Origin of the sequence: Sphingomonas citri (assembly GCF_019429485.1) — a bacterium.
In the GTDB taxonomy this organism is placed as follows: Bacteria; Pseudomonadota; Alphaproteobacteria; order Sphingomonadales; family Sphingomonadaceae; genus Sphingomonas; species Sphingomonas citri.
On sequence record NZ_JAHXZN010000001.1, the window covers coordinates 1,644,644 to 1,666,505 of the forward strand.

Here is a 21,862-nt window from a genome sequence, read left to right on the forward strand (position 1 = left end):
GCCCCTCACCCCGCCGGCGTGCGCAGCTTGCGGATGAAGCCGATCAGCCCGGTCTGGCGCGAGCGCTTGAGCCGCTCCGCCGCCAGGATCGTCTTCACCTTGGCGAAGCAGCTCTCGACCTCGTCGTTGACCAGGACATAGTCATAGCCGTCCCAGTGACTGATCTCGGCGTCGGCGCGCGCCATGCGGCGGTCGATGATCTCCTGCGCGTCGGTGGCGCGGCCCTCGAGCCGGCGGCGCAGTTCCTCCATCGATGGCGGCAGGATGAAGACGCGCACCACGTCGCCGCCCGCGATCTGGTGGAGCTGCTGCGCGCCCTGCCAGTCGATGTCGAACAGCACGTCCTTGCCCGCCGCCAGCATCGCCTCCACCGGCGCGCGCGGCGTGCCGTAGCGCTGGTCGAACACGTGCGCCCATTCCAGGAACTCGTGGTTGGACGCCATCTCGCGGAAGCGGTCGAGCGAGACGAAATGATAGTCGCGCCCGTCCTCCTCGCCGCGCCGCATCGCGCGCGTGGTGGCGGAGACCGACAGCGACAGCTCGGGCTCGCTCGCCAGCAGCATCCGCGCGATCGTCGACTTGCCCGCGCCCGAGGGCGAGGAGAGGACGAACAGCACGCCGCGGCGCTTCATATGGTGCGGGTCGGCGGGGGTGGCGGAATCCATGCCGGCTGATGCCCCGCGGGGTCGCGGCGCGTCAAGGCAAAGCGTCCGGGCGCGCCAGGGGCTTAGAGCTTCACCCCGCGTCATCGTAGAGGCAGCATGCTCCGGCAGGCGCCGGGGCATGAGGCGTTCGCGGTCGACCCTGTCTAGCCGGCGGCGACCGCCTGGACGACCGCCAGCCCCTCTCGGTCGATCCGCAGCGCGGTGAGCACGCCGGTCTCATAGGCGCCGGTGTCGAGCCCGATCCGGTGCGGCAGCAGCACCGGCCGCTCGCTCGCCCAGGTATGGCCGTGCACCACGATCGTCTCGGCGGGGCGCGGATGCTCGAGGAAATCGTCGCGGATCCACAGCAGGTCGTCGCGCTGCTGCGCGCGCAGCGACACGCCCGGCCGCACCCCGGCATGGACAAAGGTATAGTCGCCGACGCGCACCATCGGCTCGAGCCGCTCGAGCAGGCGGAAGTGCGCCACCGGCATGACGTCGAACAGGCGGTCGCGCAGCGCGGTGAGCGCGGCGGCGCCGGGCTCCTCCTCCGCCGGGGGCTCGACGCCGTAGGAGCGCAGCGTCTCCGAGCCGCCGTAGCGCAGCCACTGGCCGTGCGCCGCGGGCCGCTCCATGAACAGGCGGAACATCGCCTCGTGGTTGCCCTCGAGCAGCCGCGCGGTGATCGCGCTGGAGCGCGCCAGCCACGCCAGCGCGGCGAGCACCTTGGCCGAGTCGGGGCCGCGGTCGACATAGTCGCCCAGCAGCACCAGCACCGGGGCGAGACCGGGCGAGCGCTCGCCCGCGTCGCGCGCGACCCAGGCGAGCAGGGCGTGGAGATGGTCGTAGCAGCCGTGGACGTCGCCGATCGCGTAGAGCGGCCGGTCGCCGGCGCGCGCGCCCGCTGGAGCGGCGTGGCGCTCGTGGCGCAGCGTGATCAGCGCCACGTGCTCCGCTCGTCCCCGCGCGTATCCTCGCCCGGGTCGCTGGCGAGCATGTGGAGGTCGGCGGCGATCATGCCGTAGACGCGCAGCGCCTCGCGCGGCCGGTCGCGCCCGACGCGACGCGCGCGCAGCCACTCGCCGCGATAGTCGCGCAGCAGCCGCGCGCTCACCCCCGCCTGGGTCGCCTCGGCATAAGCGCCGGCGACGTCGCCGTCGGCCTCGTAGAGCCGCTCGGCCGCGCAATAGGGGTCGTCGAGGCAGCGCTCGCCGCGCAGCGCCGCGGGTCGCGCGCTCGGCGCGGCGGGCACGCGCGGCGCCGCGGCGAAGCGCGTCGGCGCGGCGGACCGCGGCGATGCCGTGTAGCGCGGTGCGACGGGCGCGGCGCTGGCGCGCGCCACGGTCGGCGCGTCGGCATCGGCCATGGGAGCCGGTTCTGCAGGGCGCGCGGGGTCGGTGACGAACGGCGCCGGCTCGGGCGCGGCGGCGAGCGCGGTCGCGGGCGGGGCGACCGGCAGCGTCGCGGCCGACGCCCCCGTCGTCGGAGCGACGCGCGCGCCGGCGTGCACCGGCGCGGTGGCGCCAGGCGGCGGGACCACCGGCCCGACCGCGCTGGTCCCGGCGAGCACCCCCGCGGTCACCGCCACCGCCAGCCCGGCCGCGCCGAGCGCGAGCGAGCGAACGCGCCGCGTCGATCGCACCGGCAACGGCCGCGGTGGGGACGCGGGTGCGGGTCGGACCCCCGGCCCGAACAGCGCGGCCATGTCCTTGGCCACGTCGCGGCCAGCGATACGGTCTGGGTCAGTCATGGCGCCGTTCCTGCCCGCATGCCACTGAACCGACGCTGTATGCGGGTGGGGTCATCCGATCGCACCGTCGCGGGGCGGTCCATCGCCACGGCCTCTTGGCTCTCCCTCAAACATCGCTTTGATCGTAGGCGTATCCGCGGTTGGGCGTGAGATCCTATCGGTTCCGGCGAGAAGCTGCCCACCCCCCCCAATCTCCCCCATTCTGGCGGAAGCCTTGTTTCCGCCACGCTCCGGCTGCGATCCGGCGCGCTTTGGCGGCTTGGCTGCGCGCGGGCGAACGGAGCGACGCGGATGCCGGGCGAGCGGATGACGATGCTGATGCTGGGCGCGGCCGCACTCCCAACCCCCGCGATGGCGCAGGAACGCGCGGACGCGCCGCCCGTGACGGCCGAGCCCGACGTCGTCGTCGCGGCGCGGCGGCCGCCCGGCTCGGCGATCGGCAGCAACGAGCCCATCGCGGTGCTCGACCAGCGCGCGCTGCGCTCGCTCGGGGTTACCGGGCTCAAGGAAGTGCTCGATCGGCTCCGCCCGCTCACCGCCGGAGTCGGCGGCGCCGAGCCGGTGATCCTGCTCAACGGCCGGCGGATCAACGGCGTCGCGCAGATCCAGTCGATCCCGCCCGAGGCGATCGAGAAGGCCGAGATCCTGCCCGAGCAGGACGCCGCGCGCTTCGGCTACCCACCCACCGCCCGCGTGCTGAACCTGATCACCGCCAAGCATTTCCGCTCCACCGTGGTGCAGCAGCTCGCCGGGCCCACCACGCGCGGCGGCGGCGCGACGCAATATGCCGAGGCCACCGCGACGCGGATCGACCAGTCGCGCCGCGCGACGCTTCAGGTCTCGCACTTCCGCCAGCTGCCGGTGCGCCAGTCGCAGCGCGCGATCGCGCCCGAGCCGGTCCCGCTGCTCGGCGGCGGCAGCGTCGACGTCGGCGCCGGGCGTACGCTCCAGCCGCTGACCGACACGGTGAAGGTCGACGCCACCGCCGCGCGGCCGATCGCGGCTAAGCTCGACGCCGACCTCAACCTGACGATGGAGGCGGCCCGCAACCTGCGTCGCAACGGCCTCGCCCCGCTGCTCGGCGAGGACGAGCCGGTGCCCGGCCGCTATCTCCCCGGCACGTCGCTGCGCCAGCGCGACACCGCGCTGACGCTGCGCGGCAGCGCCGGGCTGCACGGCAGCGCGGGGCGGTGGATCTGGGACGCGACGGGCGGGTACGAGCGGATCCGCGGGGCCGTCACGGCGGAGCAGGCGCGCGCGCTCGACGATCGCGCGCGCGTGCTCGCCTCCCGCGGGCGCTCGCTCACCGCCACTGCCAGCACCCGGCTGACCGCGAGCGGCCCGCTGCTGCGCCTGCCCGCGGGCGAGCTGCAAGTCACCACCAGCGCCGACCTCGCGCGCGCCACGAGCGACGGTAGCGCCGCCGCCGACCTCCCGCTGCTCGCGACGCCGGTGCCGCGGCTGCGGCGCACCAGCGCGGGCGCGAGCGTGGGCGCGGTGCTGCCGATCGCGGCGGCGAGCGAGGGCGTGCTGGCGCCGCTCGGCCGACTCGCCGCCACCGCCACGCTGGGGGTGAACCGGGTAACCGGGTTCGAGCGGCTGACCAGCCTCAGCTATGGCGCGACCTGGCAGCCGGCGCGCGCGGTGGAGCTGACCGCCACGGTCAACCTCTCCCAGACCGCGCCGCCGATCACCTCGCTGACCGGCGCGCTGGTGGCCGTGCCCAACCTCCCCGTCTTCGATTATGCCACCGGCGACAGCGCCTTCGTCGACGCCGTCTACGGCGGCAACCCCGCGCTGCCACCCGAGCGCACCCGCCTCACCACGCTCGGGGTCGCGCTGCGGCCGTTCGCCGAGCGCAGCGTCGACCTGCGGCTCGACTATCTCGTGACGCAGGCGCGTGACCGCACCATCACCCCGGTGAGCGGCTCGTCCGCCTTCGAGGCCGCCTTCCCCGACCGCTTCGTGCGCGACGCCGCGGGGCGGCTGGTGCGGCTCGACCTGCGCCCGGCGGCGGTGGCGGCGGAGGACGAGCGCAGGCTGCGGTTCACGCTCAACCTCTTCACCGAGCTCGGGCCCAAGCCGCCCGCGCCGCCCGCCACGTCCGACCCCAAGGCGCCGCCACCCGCGCCGCCCAAGCCGCGGCCGAGCGTGTACGTGATGGGCAGCGCGACCTGGCGGCTCTCGGATCGGCTGACCCTGCTGCCGGGCCAGCCAGCGCTCGACCTGCTCGACGGCGCCACGCTCGACGGCAACGGCGGCCGACCGCGCTGGGAGGTCGAGGGCAATACGGGGATCAGCTACGGGCCCGCATCGCTCGGCGTCTACGCGCGACTGCAAGGCGCGACGCGGGTGCGCGACCTGTTGCCAGCGGCCGACCTGCGCTTCTCCGGGCGCGACTGGCTGGTGCTGTACGGCAACCTCGACGCCGAGAAGCTGGTGGCACGGCCCTGGGCGAAGCGGCTGTCGCTGTCGTTCACGATCGAGAACCTGTTCGACGATCGGATCGCGGTGCGCGACGGGCTGGGCGCGACGCCGCTGCGGTTCCAGCCGGGGCTGATCGACCCGGTGGGCCGCTCGATCCGCCTGGGCGTGCGCAAGCTGTTCTGAGCCGCGCCGAGGCAAGCTCAGCCGAGCACACGCGCCAGGATCGCCGCGTTGCGCTCGAGCAGCGCGGGGTCGCGCGCCGCTGCCGCGGTGAAGATCGCGCCGTCGAGCGCGGTGTCGGCGGGCACGGCGGATCGCTCGGACGGCAACAGTGACGCCAGCGCCGTCACGGCCGCGCGTGCCACCCGCCCGTTCGCCGCGGCCTGCGCCACCACGGCTGCGAGATCGACCGCGGGCCCCTCGTCGCGCCACGAGTCATAGTCGGTGACCATGCCGACCAGCGCGTAGGGCAGCTCGGCCTCGCGCGCGAGCCGCGCCTCGGGCAGCGCGGTCATGCCGATCACGTCGCAGCCCCAGTCGCGGTACAGCCGGCTCTCGGCGCGCGTCGAGAACATCGGCCCTTCCATCGCCAGGTAGGTGGCGCGCTCGGCCACGCGCCCGCCCGCCGCGGTGACCGCCGCCGCCGCCAGCGCGGAGAGTCGCTGGCACAACGGGTCGGCGAAGCTGACATGCGCCACCAACCCGCTGCCGAAGAAGGAGGCGGCGCGCGCGACGGTGCGGTCGACGAACTGGTCGACGAGCACGAAACTGCCCGGCGCCAGCTCGTCGCGCAGCGACCCGACCGAGGAGAGCGCGATCACGTCGGTGCAGCCGGCGCGCTTGAGCGCGTCGATATTGGCGCGCGCGGGGATGTCGCCGGGCGCGAGCCGGTGGCCGCGGCCGTGACGCGGCAGGAACCGCACCGGGACGCCGCCGAGCCGGCCGAACAGGAGCTGGTCGCTCGGCGCCCCCCAGGGCGTCGCGACCTCGCGCCACTCGGCCTCTTCCAGACCGTCGATCGCGTACAGGCCCGAGCCGCCGATGATCCCGATCGTCCATTGCGCGTTCATCTCTGCTCCTCGATAGTCCGGACCATGCGTTCCACCCTCTTCGCCGCGCTCGCGCTGCTCGTCCCGGTCGCGCTGACCGCCCCTTCCATCGCCGACGCCGCGACCCCGATCGCAGGACGCTATCTCACCGAGGACGGCGCGGGCGTGGTAACGGTCGGGCCGTGCGACGGCAGCGTCTGCGGCCGGCTCACCACCATTCTCAAGAAGCGTCCCGGCGCGCCCGACACCGACGTCAACAACTCCGACGCGGCGCTGCGCTCCCGCCCGATCCTGGGCCTGCCGATCCTGTCGGGCTTCACCGACGAGGGCAAGGACTGGCGCGGCAAGATCTACGATCCGCGCAATGGCAAGACCTACAAGTCGATCGTCGCGCGCAACGCCGATGGCACGCTCAACGTCAAGGGCTGCATCGCCTTCTTCTGTCAGACGCAGGTGTGGAAGCCGGCAAAATGAACGCGATTTCGCGTGCTTAGCGGCATCTCTCCGGGCTAGGCTGCGTTGGGGAGCCGCAAGGAGAGAGACATGCGTTCCATCCTGATCGCCGCCGTCGCGATGATCCTGCCGCTCGGCGCCGCACCGGCGTCGGCGCAATGGGCCGGCTTCGTCGATACGTCGCCGCCGATCACCGCACCGATCGTCTCGAGCAATTTCCTGCTCGGCGGCGGGCGCGACACGCCGACGATGTGGCGCCAGCGGGTGCATCTCGCCGACCAGCTGCGCGCCGAGGTGCGCGACATGCTGGCGGCGAACGACGGCGAGCTCACCGACAAGCAGGTCGCGTACATTCGTAAGCGGGTCCGCCGCATCAACGGCAATCGCCTGTTCTAGGCTGCACGCGCCCCTTCAGCCGAGCAACCCCGCGGCGATCCCCGGTCCCCAGGATCGCAGCGTGAAGAACCAGGTCGCCGCCGCCACGAAGGCGGTGGCGGCGAGCAGCACGGCCGTCGCGCCGACGATGGCCACCGCGCCGGGCGGGCGACGGCGCACCCGCACGAACAGTTCCGCCACCGCGAGGTTCGGCAGGTAGAAGAGGAAGGCCATCGCCTGGTCGAAGCCGCCGCGGAAGTCGGCGGTGTGGCCGTCGCGCCCCACCGCGAGGAACCAAGCGCCATATTCCATCCGGTACAGCCACGAGCCGACCGTGAGCGCGAACAGCCGGATCGCCCAGGCGCGGTGGGCCTCGGTACGCCCGGCGCGCGCCGCGGCATAGGTCAGCGTCGCGGCGCTCGCCATCAGCGCGCCGTATAGCGCGAACCCGGCGCTCATTACCGCGCCGCCGATCGTGCCGCGCGACAGGATGAAGCCGAGCCCGCCCAGCCCCGCCACGCCCGCGCACAACACGTACAGCCGTCCCAGCCAGCGGTGCAGCGCGGGGTGACGCCGTCGCAGCCGGCCGATCAGCTGGAGCGGGCCGAGCAGCAGCAGCACGCCGCCGGTGGCGAAGTGCGCGCCCATCGCCAGCGTCGCCAGCGGCGCGGCGGGATCGTGCAGGTTGGCGAGCGACTCGTTCCAGCGCGCCGCCTCGCCGCGCAGCGCCGCGCCACCGAAGAAGGCGATGATATAGGCGCCGAAGATCGCGCCGCTGCCCCAGCAGCACGCCACCAGCAGCCGCGCGCTCCAGCGCAGCGCGCGTGCCGGCCGCGCCGCTTGTCCCTGCCCAGCGTCCGCCGCGACCGTCGCCATGCGCCGCCTCCTCTCGCGCGGCGATCGTCGCGCCGCGCCAGCTGCTTGGCAAGCCGCGCTCAGGCGGCGAGGCGGAAGTGGAACAGCCGGCTCGGCCCGTCCTCGGGCAGCAGGTAGAGGTCGCGCCCCTCGATCGCCATTCCCTCACCGGTATAGGGGCCGCCGCGTCCGATTGGTCGCACCGGACCGATCGCCCCGGCGCGCAGCGTGCGGCGCAGCGCGAGCGAGGGCCAACCGAGAAAATCGATGGTCCCGTTCCACAGGTCGAGGTTGCCCCCGGCGACCAGCACGCCGTCGACGAACTTCATGTCCTGATAGTGCGTCGCAGAGGGGTTCGCGACGGTGCGCACCGGCGCGCCGTCGGCGGTATCGATCACGTAGAGCAGCCGGCTGTCCCAATTGCCCGCGACCAGTCGCCCGTCGGGCGCGACCGCGACGCAGCCGAGATGATCGGCGACGCGCAGGCGGCGCCGCACGTGCAGCGTCGCGGCGTCCAGCTCGATCAGCACCGCCGAGCTGTCGGGCCGCATCTCGGCGACCGGCACCCACAGGCTGCCGTCGTGGAAGGAGAGTCCGCCGGGATGGTAGCGCACGCCGTCGGTAAGCTCGACCCGGCGCAGGAAGCGACCGATGGCGCGATCGAACTCGTGGAGGTAGCCGCGTCGTGCCGCACCGTCGACCGAGGTGACCCAGATGCGGTGCGCGCCGACCTCGACGCCCTGGACATGGTACAGCTCGCCGTCGAGCGACAGCGCACCCAGCATCCGCGCGTCCTCTACCGCGCCGTCGAACCGCTCCGACGCACCCGCGACCGACAGCCCGGATAGCAGCAGCAGCGCCGCGGTGACCGCCGCCCGTGCCACCCGCCGACTGATCGTCCGCTGCCCGATCGCCTGCCGCCCCATCTGCGCCTCCGCCGCCGCGTCCCTGCCCCGCCTTGGCAGGCCCGTGTGTCAGCTACGCTGAGCTTTGGTTGCAGATCGGCGGCAGCGCGCCGGGATGGGTCGACGGGTACGGACCTGCCGATCATGCGGCGGCGTCGTAGCGGGCGGGGCCTCACCCCCCGTCGCTTGTAAGGATCGCCGCGGGCGCGGCTGAGTCCGTCCAATCGAACGCCGGCGGAAGGCGGTATCATGGCCGTGCCGGGGGAGAACGGCGAGTGCGCCATCGGCAGGATCAGCGGCGCGGGAGGGAAAGGGACGGTGATGCCTTATCGTCATGGCCATCGGGCAGTGCTGCTGCTGTTGCCGCTGATCCTGTTGGCGTTCTGGCCCGGCTATTTCGGCGCACTGCGCGCCGCGCCGCTCGCGCTCCACGCGCACGGGCTGAGCGCCACCGCCTGGCTGATGCTGCTCGCGCTCCAGCTCTGGTCGATCCACGACCGCCGCGTCGCGCTCCACCGCGCCGCCGGGCTGGCGCTGTTCGCGCTGGTGCCGCTGTTCGCGGGCGCCAGCCTCGCCGCGATGCAGGGCGGCATCGCGCTATTCGCGGCGCGCAGCGACCCCTTCCATTCCAGCTTCGGCGCGCGGCTCGGGCTCGTCGACCTGCTCGCGCTGGTCACCTTCGTCGCGCTGGTACGCCAGGCGCTGCTCGCACGGCGCCAGGTGCGCGCCCATGCCGCGGCGATGCTGGCGACCGCCCTGCTGGTGCTGCCGCCGATCGTGGGACGGCTGTTCCCCGCCATCCCCGGCTTCTTCGACTGGGACGTGGCGGGGCACAGCGGCTTCGCGCTGTCGTTCCAGATGGCGATGCTGGCGTCGATCGGCGGCGCGCTGGCGCTATGGCGCGGACGGCGCGACGGCGGAGCGTTCCTCGCGACCGCGGGCTCGCTCGCGCTTCAGGCGGTGGCGTTCGACACGGTCGGCGCGGGCGCGGCGTGGGAGAGTGCGGCGCGCGCGTTGCTCGCGGTGCCCGCGGCGCTGCTGTTCACGCTCGGCGCGCTGGCCGCGGCGGGCGCGCTCGCCGAGGGCTGGCTGCGCGTCCCGCCGCGCGCGCGGCCGCGGCTCGGCCTGGCCTAGCGACCTCACACCGGCGCGGCGTCGGCCCCCGCGCCATAATGGTGCCAGGTGAAGATCGCCGCTGCGCCGCGATGCGGGCGCCACGGCTCGGCCAGCGCGCGGGTGAGCTTCTCGCTCGGCCGCTCGGCATGGCCGAGGATGCGGCCGGTCTCGATCTGCACCGCCAGGTCGCCCGCGGGCCAGATGTCGGGGCGCCCCTCGGCGAACAGCAGGTACACCTCGGCCGACCAGCGCCCGATGCCCTTCACGGCGACGAGCTGCGCGATCGCTTCCTCGTCGTCCGCGGGCAGCGCGGCGAGATCGAGCGCGCCGCTCGTCACCAGCCCGGCGAGGCTGCGCGCATAGCTCGTCTTCTGCCGCGAGAAGCCGCACGCGCGCAGTTCCTCGTCGCCGAGCGCGGTGACCAGCGCGGGGTCGCCGGGATCGCCGCGCTCGGCGAGCTTGCGCCACACTGAATCGGCCGCGCGCACGCTCACCTGCTGGCCGACGATCGTGCGCAGCAGCGTGGCGTAGCCCGTCGCGCGGATGCGCGGCGCGGGATAGCCGACCCGCTCGATCGCGGCGGCGAAGGCGGGCTCGATCGCGGCCAGCGCGTCGAGCCCAGCGGTGAGTGCCGCGGCGCTCAGCCCCATTGCGCGGCCCGCACGCAAGCGGCATGGATCGGGCGATTTTCGGTGGAGACCAGCATGCCCAAGCTTATCGTCGAGACGCGCGCGGGGGAAGAACGCGAGATCGACGGCGCCGCCGGACTGTCGGTGATGGAGGTCATCCGCGAGGCCGGGATCGACGAGATCCTGGCGCTGTGCGGCGGCTGCTGCAGCTGCGCCACCTGCCACGTCCACGTCGACCCCGCCTTTGTCGCGCTGCTGCCGCCGTTGGGCCAGGATGAGGACGACCTGCTCGACGCGGCGAGCGACCGCGACTCGACCTCACGGTTGTCGTGCCAGATCGAGTTCGGCCCGGCGCTCGACGGCCTGCGCGTACGCGTCGGCGCGGACGACTGAGGCGGTCCTGCGATCGCTCGTATGAATTCGTTGAAAGACGCGGGGCTGAACCGCGTACCGGCGCTCGCCGCCTAGGCGCGCGATCGCGAGAGGACACAGCCGAGGGCTCCCGCCCTGCGCCCCCGCGCCTTAGCGCGGACGCCCCTCAGCCGACCCGCGCCGCGGCGGCATAGAGCGCGATCGCGGCAGCGTTGGAGACGTTGAGGCTCTCCACCTTGGCCGAGATCGGCAGCCGCGCCAGCTCGTCGCAATGCACTTCAGTGTTGTGGCGCATGCCCTCGCCCTCGGCGCCGAGCACGATCGCGACCCGCTGAGCCCCCATCGCCTGCGCCAGCGTCTGCGTCGCATGACCGGTCAGCCCGATGCGCCAGAAGCCGGCCTCGCCGATCTCGTCGAGCGCGCGCGCGAGGTTGACGACGCGCACCCACGGCACCGTCTCGAGCGCGCCCGAGGCGGCGCGCGCCAGTGCGCCCGATTCGGGCGGCGCGTGGCGGTCCTGCGTGACGATGCCGAGCGCGTCGAAGGCGGCGGCGGAGCGCAGGATCGCGCCGACATTGTGGGGGTCGGTCACCTGGTCGAGCACGACCAGCGGGCGCTGGTCCTCGCGGCCCTCCTCGAGCAAGTCGCCGAGCCACACGTCCTCGAGCGGATCGACCTCCGCGACCAGCCCCTGGTGCGGCGCGTCGGCGGGCACCAGCCGGCCGAGGTCGGGCGCCTCGGCGAAGACGATCGGCAGCACCGGCGGCAGATCGAGCGGGGCCAGCGCCTCGCGCGTGCCCCAGACCTTGCGCACCGTCCGCTGCGGGTTGGCGAGCGCGGCGAGCACCGGATGGCGCCCCCACAGCCGCGTGCGGTTGCCCTGCTGCTGGCTCGGTCGATGTCCGCGCCGTGCCATCAGCCGCGGTTCCGGCGGGCGGTGAGAGGAGCGAGCGGACGACGCGACATGGGAAGGAGCTTTCCGGCGGTAGGAGGAAGTGCGGCGGACGCTATGCGCCCGCGGGCCGCGACGCAACCGCCGCGGCGCTCGCGAAAAGGCAGGACGGAAGGCGTTGACAGCGCGGTGCGGCGCGGGCATTGGGCGCCCTCGCTTTCGACAGCGCCGCTCGTGGAAGGGTGGCCGAGTGGTTAAAGGCAGCAGACTGTAAATCTGCCCACGCAAGTGTACGCTGGTTCGAATCCAGCCCCTTCCACCAAAACCCAATCTCACCTGGTCTCAGTCGCCGCCACTCTGGGCGACGTTCCCGTGCCGTGGCGGGTTGTTTTCGGCCCCTGTCGTTCGGCGAAATTCCCGGCGGCGCTTCCCCGCAGGGGTGCAACCCCGCAGCGGCCTTCAACGGCATCGAGGGCAACGGCAGGCTGGCGGCACGATCACCCGTTCGGCTAGGGAGTGAGCGTGAGGATCGCGATCATCGACACCAGCACAACGCGCGCGGCCATCATCGCCGACGGGCTGCGTGAGGCCGGGCTCGACGATCAGGTGGTGATCGATCCCGCCGGGCCGCTGGTGGCGCAGATCGAGGCGTGTGCGCCCGAGGTCGTGCTGATCAATCTCGAGAATCCCAGCCGCGACCTGCTCGAGGACTTCTTCGCCATGTCGCGCGCGCTCGACCGGCCGATCGCCATGTTCGTCGACCAGTCGGACGCCGAGGCGGCGCTCGCCGCGGTCGACGCGGGCGTCTCGGCGTATGTCGTCGACGGTCTCGCCAAGCAGCGCATCAAGCCGGTGCTCGACGTCGCGGTCCGGCGCTTCCAGGCCTTCTCGCGGCTGCAGACCGAGCTGGCCGAGGCGCGCTCCGCGCTGGCGGACCGCCAGACGATCGATCGCGCCAAGGCGATCCTGATGCGCCGTCGCGGCATCGACGAGCCCGCGGCTTATGCGCTGCTGCGCGGCCATGCGATGCGATCGAACCGGCGCATCGCCGAGGTGGCGGAGGCGATCGTCACCAGCGACGCGCTGATGGGAGACCTGCCGTGAGCAACGAGACGCTGCGGATCGGATTCCTGCCGCTGGTCGACGCCGCGCTGCCGATCCTCGCGCATGAACTCGGCTTCGCCGAGCGGGAGGGGCTGGCGCTGCAGCTCGTCCGCGACGTCACCTGGGCGACGGTGCGCGATCGCCTGCTGTACGGCCACACCGACGCCGCGCACATGGTCGCGCCGCTCGCGCTCGCCACGGCGCTCGGGCGCGACCGGCCGGCGGTGCCGATCGCGGTGCCGTTCGTGCTCGGGCTGAACGGCAACGCGATCACCTTCTCCACCGCGCTGGGCGCCGCCTGCGGGCTCGGCGACTCGCTCGGCGACCCGGCGCAGGTCGGCGCGGCGCTGCGGGAGGTGGCGGCGGCGCGCCGTGCCGACGGGCATCGCCTGCGCTTCGGCGTGGTGCACCGCTATTCCAGCCACAATTACATGTTGCGCTACTGGCTCGCCGCTGTCGGCATCCGCCCCGACCACGATGTCGAGATCGTCGTCACCAGCCCGACCTTCGCGGCGGACGCGCTCGCCGCCGGCGAGGTCGACGGACTGTGCGTCGGCGAGCCGTGGAACTCGATCGCGGTCGATCGCGGCGTCGGCCGGATCGCGCTGGCGACCGCGCAGATCTGGCGGCGCGGGGTCGAGAAGGTGCTGGCGATGCGCGCCGAGGTGGCGGCCGAGCGTGCCGACGCCACCGCACGGCTGGTGCGTGCGCTCCACGCCGCCGCGGCGCACTTCAGCCTGCCCGAGAGCGCCGAGGAGAGCGCCGAGATCCTCGCGCGCCCGTCCTATCTCGACGCCCCCGCCGAGGCGATCCGGCGCGCGATCACCGACCGGGTGCGGCTCGTCGCCGGCGGCACGCCGGTCCATTATGCCGACTTCATGTTCCAGTACCGCGAGGCCGCCAACTTCCCGTGGCGCAGCCAGGCCGCGTGGCTGTACGCGCAGATGACGCGCTGGGACGGGCGCGCCTTCGAGGCCGCCGAGGCGGCGGTCGCGGCCGCCACGTTCCGCCCGGACCTCTACCGCGCCGCGCTCGCCGGCACGGGCGCTCCGCTGCCCGGCGCCAGCTCCAAGCTGGAGGGCGCACTCGACGCGCCGATCGGCGCGGGCTCGACGCAGGGGCGGCTGGTGCTCGGCACCGACCGCTTCTTCGACGGCCGCGCCTTCGATCCCGACGACATACCAGGGTATCTTGCCGGCCTGCCCTGACGGCGCAGCGGTGCTGCACCTGCGAGAAGGGGCTTGTGCGCGCGCCGCGAATCAGGCAGCTTCAGGGCTGCCCGGCAATGGCGTCGGGCACGAGATAGCAGCGTCTCCCACTCCAGCGCCGGGGTGAAGACGCTGACGGACCAAGGGCCCCGCGCCCCGTCCGACGAGGCAACGAAGCCGCCAGGATGCGCCCGCCATGGGCCGCCGTCCTGGCGGCTTTTTTCGTTTCTGGTTCCGCGAAGGAGCAGCGATGGCGACGGCATATTGGGATCGAACCGCGGGCAAGACCGGCGACTTCTGGCGCAGCGGCCACACGCCGACGCTGGTCGCGGCCTTCCTCTATTTCGACCTCGCCTTCATGGTGTGGGTATTGCTCGGCCCGCTCGCGCCCGAGATCGCGCTGACGCTCGGCCTCACCCCGGCGGAGAAGGGGCTGATGGTGGCGACGCCGACGCTCGCCGGCGCGGTGCTGCGCGTCGTCAACGGCCTCGTCGTCGACCGGATCGGGCCCAAGCGCGCGGGCGCGATTAGCCAGATGATCGTCATCGCCGGGCTCGCCAGCGCTTGGCTGCTCGGCGTGAACAGTCTCGCCGGCACGCTGGCGCTGGGAGTGATCCTCGGCTTCGCGGGCGCGTCCTTCGCGATCGCGCTGCCGCTGGCGAGCCGCTGGTATCCGCCCGAGCATCAGGGCAAGGCGATGGGACTCGCCGGCATGGGCAATTCCGGCACGGTGCTGGCGGCGCTGTTCGCGCCGGCCCTCGCCAAGGCTTTTGGTTGGAACGCGGTGCTGGGGCTCGCCTGCCTGCCGCTCACCGCGGTGCTGATGGTCTATATGGCGCTGGCCAAGGACGCGCCCAACCCGCCGGCACCGCGCTCCTTCGCGGCCTATCTCAGTCCGTTGCGCCAGCGCGACGCCTGGTCGCTGATGGGCTTCTACGCGGTGACGTTCGGCGGCTTCGTCGGGCTGGCGGCCAGCCTGCCGATCTACTTCACCGACCGCTTCGGGCTGAGCACGGTTGCGGCGGGCTATGCCACCGCGCTCTGCGTCTTCGCCGGCTCGCTGGTGCGCCCGATCGGCGGCGCGCTAGCGGATCGGATCGGCGGTAGCAGCGCGCTGTCCGCCGCGCTGGCGCTCGCCGCACTGGCGCTGGTGGGGGTGAGCGCGGCGGGCACGATGGTGGGCGCGTTGGCCTTGTTCGCGCTCGCCATGCTGGCGCTCGGCGTCGGCAACGGCGCGGTGTTCCAGCTCGTGCCGCAGCGCTTCGCCGCGGAGATCGGCGTGATGACCGGACTGGTCGGCATGGCCGGGGGCGTGGGCGGCTTCTATCTCGCCTCTTCGCTCGGCGTCGCCAAGCAATGGACCGGCAGCTTCGCGCCCGGCTTCCTCGTCTTCGCCGCGCTCGCCGGGCTCGCGCTGCTCGGCCTGACCCTCGTCAAGGCGGACTGGCGCCGCCGCTGGAGCGCCGGCGGCGACGTCCGGATCTGACCTCACCCGACACCCTCGATTCAGACGGGAACTACCGTGAAACACGACCCCATCGAACCGCCCGCCGCCGATGCGCGCGAGCATCTGATCGTGATCGGCAACGGCATGGCCGGCTGCCGCGCGGTCGAGGAGCTGCTGGCCCGCGACCCCGCGCGCTATCGCGTCACGATCATCGGCGCCGAGCCGCTGGTGAACTACAACCGGATCATGCTCTCCCCCGTGCTGGCGGGCGAGAAGAGCTTCGAGGACATCGTGATCAACGATGCCGGCTGGTATGCCGACAACGGCATCACGCTGCTGAGCGGCGACCCGGTCGCTGCGATCGACCGCGCCGCGCGCACCGTGACCACGCGCTCGGGCCTTACGCTCGCCTACGACCGGCTGCTGATCGCCACCGGCTCGGACCCTTTCGTCATCCCGGTGCCGGGCCACGATCTGCCGGGCGTCGTCAGCTTCCGCGACATGCGCGACGTCGAGGCGATGCTCGCCGCGGCGGCGCGCGGCGGCAGCGCGGTGGTGATCGGCGGCGGGCTGCTCGGGCTGGAAGCGGCGCACGGGCTCAGCTTGCGCGGCATGCGCGTGACGGTGCTCCACTTGATGCCAACGCTGATGGAGCGCCAGCTCGACGAGGCGGCGGCGTGGCTGCTCAAGTCCGCGCTGGAGGCGCGCGGTCAGACGGTGCTGACCGGCGCCGACACCGCCGCGATCCTCGGCGACGGCCGCGTCGAGGCGGTGCGACTCAAGGACGGCACCGAGATCGCGGCGGACCTGGTGGTGATGGCGGTCGGCATCCGCCCCGCGGTGGCGCTGGCGCGCGCCGCCGGGCTCGACGTCGGTCGCGGAATCCGCGTCGACGACCATATGGTGACGAGCGACCCGGCGGTGCTCGCCGTAGGCGAGTGCGTCGAGCACGAGGGCCAGGTCTACGGGCTCGTCGCGCCGCTGTGGGACATGTGCCGCGCGCTCGCGGACGGGCTGGTCGGCACGCCGAGCGGCTACCGCCCCGCGCCGACCGCGACGAAGCTCAAGGTCGCCGGGCTCGACGTCTTCTCCGCGGGCGATTTCGCGGTCGGCGACGGCGCCGAGGACATCGTGCTGCGCGACGCCAGCCGCGGCATCTACAAGCGCGTCGTCGTCCGCGACGATCGCGTGGTCGGCGCGGTTCTGTACGGCGATACGGCGGACGGCAACTGGTATTTCGACCTGCTCAAGCGCGGCGAGAGCGTGGCGCCGTTCCGCGACGCGCTGATCTTCGGCCAGGCCTTCGCCGCGGAGAGCGCCCCGGCGGACCCTAGAGCGGCCGTTGCGGCGCTCTCCGACGGGGCGGAGATCTGCGGCTGCAACGGCGTCAGCAAGGGCAAGGTGCTGGCCTGTATCGACGGCGGCGCGCACGGGCTCGACGCGGTGCGCGCCGGGTGCAAGGCGTCGGCGAGCTGCGGGGCGTGCACCGGCACGGTCGAGGCGCTGCTCGCGTGGCGGCTCGACGGCGCGGTCGAGACCGGGCCGAAGACGCTGTGCCGCTGCACCAGCTTCGGTCACGACGACGTGCGCCGCGAGATCGTCGCGCAGGGCATGCGCTCGATCCCCGAGGTGATGCAGCGGCTGCACTGGTCGACGCCGGACGGCTGTGCCTCGTGCCGGCCAGCGCTCAACTATTACCTGCTGTGCGCGCTGCCGGGCGACTATGTCGACGACCAGCAGAGCCGCTTCGTCAACGAACGACTCCACGCGAACATCCAGAAGGACGGGACCTATTCGGTGGTGCCGCGGATGTGGGGCGGGATCACCAGCCCGCGCGAGCTGCGCGCGATCGCCGACGTGGTGGAGAAGTATGACGCGCCGATGGTCAAGGTGACCGGCGGCCAGCGGCTCGACATCTTCGGGATCCGCAAGGAGGACCTGCCCGCGGTCTGGGCCGATCTCAACGCCGCGGGCATGGTCTCGGGCCATGCCTATGGCAAGGCGCTGCGCACGGTGAAGACCTGCGTCGGCAGCGAGTGGTGCCGCTTCGGCACGCAGGACTCGACCGGGCTGGGCGTGAGGATCGAGCGTGCCACCTGGGGAAGCTGGATGCCGCACAAGTTCAAGATCGCGGTCAGCGGCTGCCCGCGCAACTGCGCCGAGGCGACGATCAAGGACTTCGGCATGGTGTGCGTCGACTCGGGCTACGAGCTCCACGTCGGCGGCAACGGCGGGATCAAGGTGCGCGCCACCGACCTGCTGTGCAAGGTCGCCACCGAGCGCGAGGCGATCGAGATGTGCGCCGCCTTCATCCAGCTCTATCGCGAGGAGGCGCGCTACCTCGAGCGCACCGCGCCCTGGATCGAGCGCGTCGGCCTCGCCTACGTCCAGTCGCGGCTGCTGCCCGACGCGGACGCGCGCGCCGAGCTGGCGCAGCGCTTCTGGTTCTCGCAGCAGTTCACGCAGGACGATCCCTGGGCGGCGCGTGCCGCCGGGGCCGAGCGCGAGCATCACGCGCCGATGGCGCGCTTCCAGCCGCAGGAGGAGATGGCATGACGGGTGAGTGGCTCGACATCGGCTGGATCGACGAGATCCCGCTGCGGGGCAGCCGCGTCGTGCAGGTCGACGGCGGCGACGATATCGCGCTGTTCCGCACCGGTGACGGGCAGGTGTTCGCGCTGCGCGACCGCTGTCCGCACCAGCACGGCCGCCTGAGCCAGGGCATCGTCCATGGCGCGACGGTGACCTGCCCGCTGCACAATTGGCGGATCGCGCTGGCGAGCGGCGAGGCGCAGGGCGAGGATCGCGGCTGTACGCCGACGGTGCCGGTCAAGCTGAGCGGCGGGCGCGTGCTGCTGTGCCGCGCCAGCACGCTGCGGGCGGCGGCGTGAGCGTCCGCACGACCTGCGCTTATTGCGGCGTCGGCTGCGGCATCGTCGCCACCCTTACTGGTGAGCGCTCGGTCGAGATCGCGGGCGACGCCGACCATCCCGCCAATCGCGGCCGGCTCTGCTCCAAGGGCACGCATCTGGGCGAGACGGTCGGGCTCGACGGCCGCCTGCTCCACCCGATGATCGGCCAGCGCCGCGCCGGCTGGGACAAGGCGCTCGACCTCGTCGCGCGCCGCTTCCGCGCCGCGGTCGCCGAGCACGGCCCCGACAGCGTCGCCTTCTACGTCTCGGGCCAGCTGCTGACCGAGGATTATTACGTCGCCAACAAGCTGATGAAGGGCTTCATCGGCTCGGCCAACATCGACACCAACTCGCGGCTGTGCATGTCGAGCGCGGTGGCCGGGCACCTGCGCGCCTTCGGCGAGGACGTGGTGCCCGCCAGCTACGACGACGTGGACGGCGCCGACCTCATCGTGCTGGTCGGTTCGAACACCGCCTGGTGCCATCCGGTGCTGTACCAGCGGGTACGCGCGCGCTGCGCCGCCGGCGCGCGGATGGTGGTGATCGACCCGCGCCGGACCGAGACCGCCGAGGAGGCCGACCTCCACCTGCGCCTTCGGCCGGGCAGCGACGTCGCGCTGATGAACGGGCTGCTCGCCTGGTGCCGCGACCATGACGCGCTCGACCGCGACTTCCTGCGCGACCATGTCGCCGTGCCGGACGGGTTCTGGCAGCAGCTGGCCGACGGGAGCGATCTCTGGTCAGTGGCGCGCGCGTGCGATCTCGCGCCGGCCGAGCTGCGCCGCTTCTACGAGCTGTTCGTCGCGACGCCGCGCACCGTCACGCTGTTTAGCCAGGGCGTGAACCAGTCGGTGACCGGCACCGACCAGGTCAACGCGATCCTGAACGTGCACCTCGCCACCGGGAGGATCGGCAAGCCCGGCGCGCAGCCCTTCTCGGTCACGGGTCAGCCCAACGCGATGGGCGGGCGCGAGGTCGGCGGGCTCGCCACCACATTGGCGGCGCATCTCGATTTCTCGCCACCGTCGCGCGCGCTGGTGCAGCGCTTCTGGGGTTCACCCACGGTCGCGGCCAAGCCCGGGCTCAAGGCGGTCGACCTGTTCCGCGCGGTGGAGGAAGGTCGAATCAAGGCGCTGTGGGTGATGGCGACCAATCCGGCGGTGTCGATGCCCGACGCCGGGCGAGTCCGCGACGCGCTCGCGCGCTGCCCCTTCGTCGTCGTGAGCGATGTTGTCGAGGAGACCGACACCGTCCGCCTCGCGCATGTCCGGCTGCCCGCCGCGGCCTGGGGCGAGAAGGACGGCACCGTCACCAACTCGGACCGCACCGTCAGCCGCCAGCGCGCGATCTTCCCGCTCCCCGGCGAGGCGCGACCGGACTGGTGGATCGTCGCGCAAGTGGCGCGTCGTATGGGGTGGCGGACCCCCTTCGCCTATGACCGGCCGGCGGAGATCTGGCGCGAGCACGTCCGCCTCTCGACCTACGGCAACGCGGGTGAGCGGCTGTTCTCCCTCGCCGGCCACGCCGCCGGCGGCAACGCCGGCTATGACGCGCTGGCGCCGTTCCGCTGGGGCGGCACGCCCTTCGCGGACGGGCGTTTCCCCACCGCGGACGGGCGCGCGCGGCTGGTTGCCGTCGCGCAGAAGCCGCTCGCCGCGCCCCTGCGCGACTGGCCGCTGCTGCTCAACACCGGGCGTTACCGCGACCAGTGGCACAGCATGACCCGCACCGGCCTGGCACCGAGGCTCGCGCGTCATCGTGAGGAGCCGTTGGTCGAGCTGCACCCCGACGATGCCGCGGCCGCTGGCGTGGCCGATGGTGGGCTCGCCCGCGTGACGACGCCGCAGGGCGAGACACTGTATCGCGCGCGGGTCACCGACGCGCAGCGGCGGGGCGAATTGTTCGTGCCGATCCACTGGACCGCCCAGATCGCGAGCGGCGGGCGCACCGGCCGGCTGACACGCGCGCAGGTCGACCCGTTCAGCGGGCAGCCCGGCTTCAAGTCCTGCCCTGCGGCGGTTGACGCGGTAACCACCGCCTGGCGCGGGTTCCTGCTCGTCTCCGGCGAGCCCGCGCATCGCCCCGATTGCCTGTGGGCCACGCGGGTGAGCCTCGCCACCGGCAGCCTGTGGGAACTCGCCGGCGACGGTGCGCTCGCCGCGATCGAGGCCTGCCTCCCGGCGGGCGAGCGGATCGAGGCCGCCGATCGCGCGCGCGGCACGCGGCGGGTGGCAGTGTTGGCAGAGGGCCGGCTTCGCGCCGCGCTGTTCGTCACCGCGACCGGCGAGTTGCCGCCGCGCGACTGGCTGATCGCCCAGCTGAACGCACCCGCCGCGCCGACCTTGCTCGCCGGACGCCCGCCCGGCGGCGCGGTGGATCGCGGCGCGATCATCTGCGCCTGCTTCGACGTCGGGCTGCGCACGATCACTGCCGCGATTCGCGACCGCTCGCTCGCCGACGTCGCCGCGATCGGCGCTGCGCTCGGCGCTGGCACCAACTGCGGCTCGTGCCGCCCGGCGCTGGCGCGCCTTCTCGCCACGGAGACGAACGATGCCGCATGACGATTTCCCGCCGGGCATGGTGTGGCTGGTCGGCGCCGGCCCGGGTGACCCGGACTTGCTCACGCGCAAGGCCGCGCGGCTGATCGGCGCGGCGGACGTGGTGTTTCACGATGCGCTGGTGGGCGCGGGCGTGCTCGATCTCGTCGCGCCGGACGCGCGCCGTATCAGCGTCGGCAAGCGGTCGGGGCGTCACTCGGTCGCGCAGGGCACCATCGACGGATTGATCGTCGCCGCCGCGCGGGAGGGGGCGCGGGTCGTCAGGCTGAAGGGCGGCGACCCCGCCATCTTCGGCCGCACCGCGGAGGAGATGGCGGCGTGTCGGGCGGCCGGCGTGCCGGCACGGATCTGCCCCGGCGTGACCGCCGCCAGCGCGGCGGCCGCGGCGGCCGGAAGCGCGCTCACGTCGCGGGGCGTCGCGCGCCGGCTCGTGTTCGTCACCGCGCACCTCGACACGGGCGCGCCGGCCGCGTTCGACGCAGCGGTGCTGGCGGATGCGGGCGCGACGCTCGCGATCTACATGGGACGCGCCGCGGCCGGCTCGATCGCTCGGCAGCTGATCGCGGCGGGGCGCCGCGCCGACACGCCGGTGCTCGTGGTGGTGAACGCCTCGCTGCCGCAGGAACGCGTGGTTCATGGCCGGCTCGACGCCCTCGCCTTCCTGGTCGAGGCGGTCGGCGCGCGCGAACCAGCGATGCTGCTGATCGGAGAGGCGGTGAGGAGCTCCGCTGCGGCGGCGCATCCACTGTCGAACAGCGCCGTATGCGTGTGAGGCGCCGCTCGGTTCGCGCCGGCAAGCTCTTCCGCCCGCCAGCCTGCGGCTGGAGCACGTTCGCGGTCTATGTCGCGAACTGCTGTGCGATGACGATGCTGACGCGGTGGCTGCTGGGCTAGAACGACGTCGTGGCTTTGCTCCGGAACATGCTCGAGTCGGGGGGGCGTCGCGGGTCGACGCGTCGCTCGCGGCTTGGCACAGACGCATGGGCAGCGCGCCAGCCCTCGGCGAGCGTCGCAACCCGCCCGCTCACGCCCGGCAGCCGACATTGCCGTGATGTTTCCCGATCCCGTCGCGACGCTACGCCGAAACACAATGAAACTGGCGTAGTTCAACAGCTTAAGCGACGGTCCCGGTGCCGCGCTCATCCGTGAAGGACCGGTTGCTGTTG

20 protein-coding genes and 1 tRNA gene are annotated in these 21,862 nt (G+C 73.1%); 13 read left to right on the plus strand and 8 right to left on the minus strand.

Features of this window, described 5'->3' with window-relative positions; all coding sequences use genetic code 11:
- Nucleotides 1-5 precede the first annotated feature (5 nt).
- From gmk to KZ820_RS07530, 3 genes are all read right to left on the minus strand, one after another.
- Entirely contained in the window at nt 6-665 is a 660-nt protein-coding gene (gene gmk / locus KZ820_RS07520) for a guanylate kinase (RefSeq protein WP_183921647.1), read from the minus strand.
- Between the two features lie 143 nt (nt 666-808).
- Entirely contained in the window at nt 809-1,591 is a 783-nt protein-coding gene (locus KZ820_RS07525; RefSeq protein ID WP_308462155.1) for a metallophosphoesterase family protein, read from the minus strand.
- Nucleotides 1,582-2,394, minus strand: coding sequence for a hypothetical protein (locus KZ820_RS07530; protein ID WP_219747922.1), 813 nt, complete (start codon nt 2,392-2,394; stop codon nt 1,582-1,584). Before KZ820_RS07530 ends, KZ820_RS07525 begins: the two co-directional genes overlap by 10 nt.
- A 291-nt stretch (nt 2,395-2,685) precedes the next feature.
- Between KZ820_RS07530 and KZ820_RS07535 the strand changes: the two genes are divergently transcribed.
- On the plus strand, nt 2,686-5,004 hold the full coding sequence (locus KZ820_RS07535) for a TonB-dependent receptor domain-containing protein (RefSeq protein ID WP_219747923.1): 2,319 nt from the start codon (nt 2,686-2,688) through the stop codon (nt 5,002-5,004).
- Nucleotides 5,005-5,021: 17 nt separating this feature from the next.
- Here KZ820_RS07535 and KZ820_RS07540 read toward each other — a convergent pair whose 3' ends face one another.
- Complete coding sequence (locus KZ820_RS07540) at nt 5,022-5,891, minus strand: phosphorylase family protein (RefSeq protein WP_219747924.1); 870 nt, start codon at nt 5,889-5,891, stop codon at nt 5,022-5,024.
- A 24-nt stretch (nt 5,892-5,915) separates the two neighbouring features.
- Here KZ820_RS07540 and KZ820_RS07545 point away from each other — a divergent pair, with 24 nt between their 5' ends.
- Nucleotides 5,916-6,344, plus strand: coding sequence for a DUF2147 domain-containing protein (locus tag KZ820_RS07545; RefSeq protein ID WP_219747925.1), 429 nt, complete (start codon nt 5,916-5,918; stop codon nt 6,342-6,344).
- A gap of 69 nt (nt 6,345-6,413) precedes the next feature.
- Nucleotides 6,414-6,719 carry a hypothetical protein gene (locus tag KZ820_RS07550; RefSeq protein WP_219747926.1) on the plus strand — a complete coding sequence of 102 codons (306 nt, stop codon included), beginning with the start codon at nt 6,414-6,416 and terminating at the stop codon, nt 6,717-6,719.
- Nucleotides 6,720-6,734: 15 nt separating this feature from the next.
- Here the strand turns inward: KZ820_RS07550 and KZ820_RS07555 are convergent, their stop codons facing one another.
- Both KZ820_RS07555 and KZ820_RS07560 read right to left on the minus strand, forming a co-directional pair.
- On the minus strand, nt 6,735-7,574 hold the full coding sequence (locus tag KZ820_RS07555) for a DUF2306 domain-containing protein (protein ID WP_219747927.1): 840 nt from the start codon (nt 7,572-7,574) through the stop codon (nt 6,735-6,737).
- A 59-nt stretch (nt 7,575-7,633) separates the two neighbouring features.
- Nucleotides 7,634-8,479 carry a DUF6454 family protein gene (locus KZ820_RS07560; protein ID WP_219747928.1) on the minus strand — a complete coding sequence of 282 codons (846 nt, stop codon included), beginning with the start codon at nt 8,477-8,479 and terminating at the stop codon, nt 7,634-7,636.
- Between the two features lie 300 nt (nt 8,480-8,779).
- Here KZ820_RS07560 and KZ820_RS07565 point away from each other — a divergent pair, with 300 nt between their 5' ends.
- A complete protein-coding gene (locus tag KZ820_RS07565; protein ID WP_219747929.1) occupies nt 8,780-9,592 on the plus strand; it encodes a hypothetical protein in 813 nt (270 codons plus the stop codon).
- Nucleotides 9,593-9,597: 5 nt separating this feature from the next.
- Here KZ820_RS07565 and KZ820_RS07570 read toward each other — a convergent pair whose 3' ends face one another.
- Entirely contained in the window at nt 9,598-10,224 is a 627-nt protein-coding gene (locus tag KZ820_RS07570; protein WP_219747930.1) for a DNA-3-methyladenine glycosylase family protein, read from the minus strand.
- Nucleotides 10,225-10,278: 54 nt separating this feature from the next.
- Here KZ820_RS07570 and KZ820_RS07575 point away from each other — a divergent pair, with 54 nt between their 5' ends.
- A complete protein-coding gene (locus tag KZ820_RS07575; RefSeq protein WP_219747931.1) occupies nt 10,279-10,596 on the plus strand; it encodes a 2Fe-2S iron-sulfur cluster-binding protein in 318 nt (105 codons plus the stop codon).
- Nucleotides 10,597-10,741: 145 nt separating this feature from the next.
- On the opposite strand, the gene rlmB is transcribed toward KZ820_RS07575, so the two are convergent.
- On the minus strand, nt 10,742-11,491 hold the full coding sequence (gene rlmB / locus KZ820_RS07580; protein ID WP_219747932.1) for a 23S rRNA (guanosine(2251)-2'-O)-methyltransferase RlmB: 750 nt from the start codon (nt 11,489-11,491) through the stop codon (nt 10,742-10,744).
- Nucleotides 11,492-11,703: 212 nt separating this feature from the next.
- Between rlmB and KZ820_RS07585 the strand changes: the two genes are divergently transcribed.
- The 8 genes from KZ820_RS07585 (at nt 11,704) to cobA (ending at nt 21,468) form a co-directional block, all read left to right on the plus strand.
- Nucleotides 11,704-11,789: transfer RNA gene (locus KZ820_RS07585), tRNA-Tyr, on the plus strand.
- A 200-nt stretch (nt 11,790-11,989) separates the two neighbouring features.
- Nucleotides 11,990-12,571 carry an ANTAR domain-containing response regulator gene (locus KZ820_RS07590; protein ID WP_219747933.1) on the plus strand — a complete coding sequence of 194 codons (582 nt, stop codon included), beginning with the start codon at nt 11,990-11,992 and terminating at the stop codon, nt 12,569-12,571.
- Nucleotides 12,568-13,779, plus strand: a complete 1,212-nt coding sequence (locus KZ820_RS07595) for a CmpA/NrtA family ABC transporter substrate-binding protein (protein ID WP_219747934.1) — start codon at nt 12,568-12,570, stop codon at nt 13,777-13,779. Before KZ820_RS07590 ends, KZ820_RS07595 begins: the two co-directional genes overlap by 4 nt.
- Before the next feature lie 250 nt (nt 13,780-14,029).
- Complete coding sequence (locus tag KZ820_RS07600) at nt 14,030-15,265, plus strand: nitrate/nitrite transporter (RefSeq protein WP_219747935.1); 1,236 nt, start codon at nt 14,030-14,032, stop codon at nt 15,263-15,265.
- A gap of 36 nt (nt 15,266-15,301) precedes the next feature.
- Nucleotides 15,302-17,782, plus strand: coding sequence for a nitrite reductase large subunit NirB (gene nirB / locus KZ820_RS07605; protein WP_219747936.1), 2,481 nt, complete (start codon nt 15,302-15,304; stop codon nt 17,780-17,782).
- Nucleotides 17,779-18,117, plus strand: coding sequence for a nitrite reductase small subunit NirD (gene nirD, locus KZ820_RS07610; RefSeq protein ID WP_219747937.1), 339 nt, complete (start codon nt 17,779-17,781; stop codon nt 18,115-18,117). Before nirB ends, nirD begins: the two co-directional genes overlap by 4 nt.
- Nucleotides 18,114-20,699, plus strand: a complete 2,586-nt coding sequence (locus tag KZ820_RS07615; protein ID WP_219747938.1) for a nitrate reductase — start codon at nt 18,114-18,116, stop codon at nt 20,697-20,699. Before nirD ends, KZ820_RS07615 begins: the two co-directional genes overlap by 4 nt.
- Nucleotides 20,689-21,468, plus strand: coding sequence for a uroporphyrinogen-III C-methyltransferase (gene cobA / locus KZ820_RS07620; RefSeq protein ID WP_219747939.1), 780 nt, complete (start codon nt 20,689-20,691; stop codon nt 21,466-21,468). The genes KZ820_RS07615 and cobA overlap by 11 nt, the downstream gene beginning before the upstream one ends.
- The last annotated feature ends 394 nt before the right edge of the window (nt 21,469-21,862 follow it).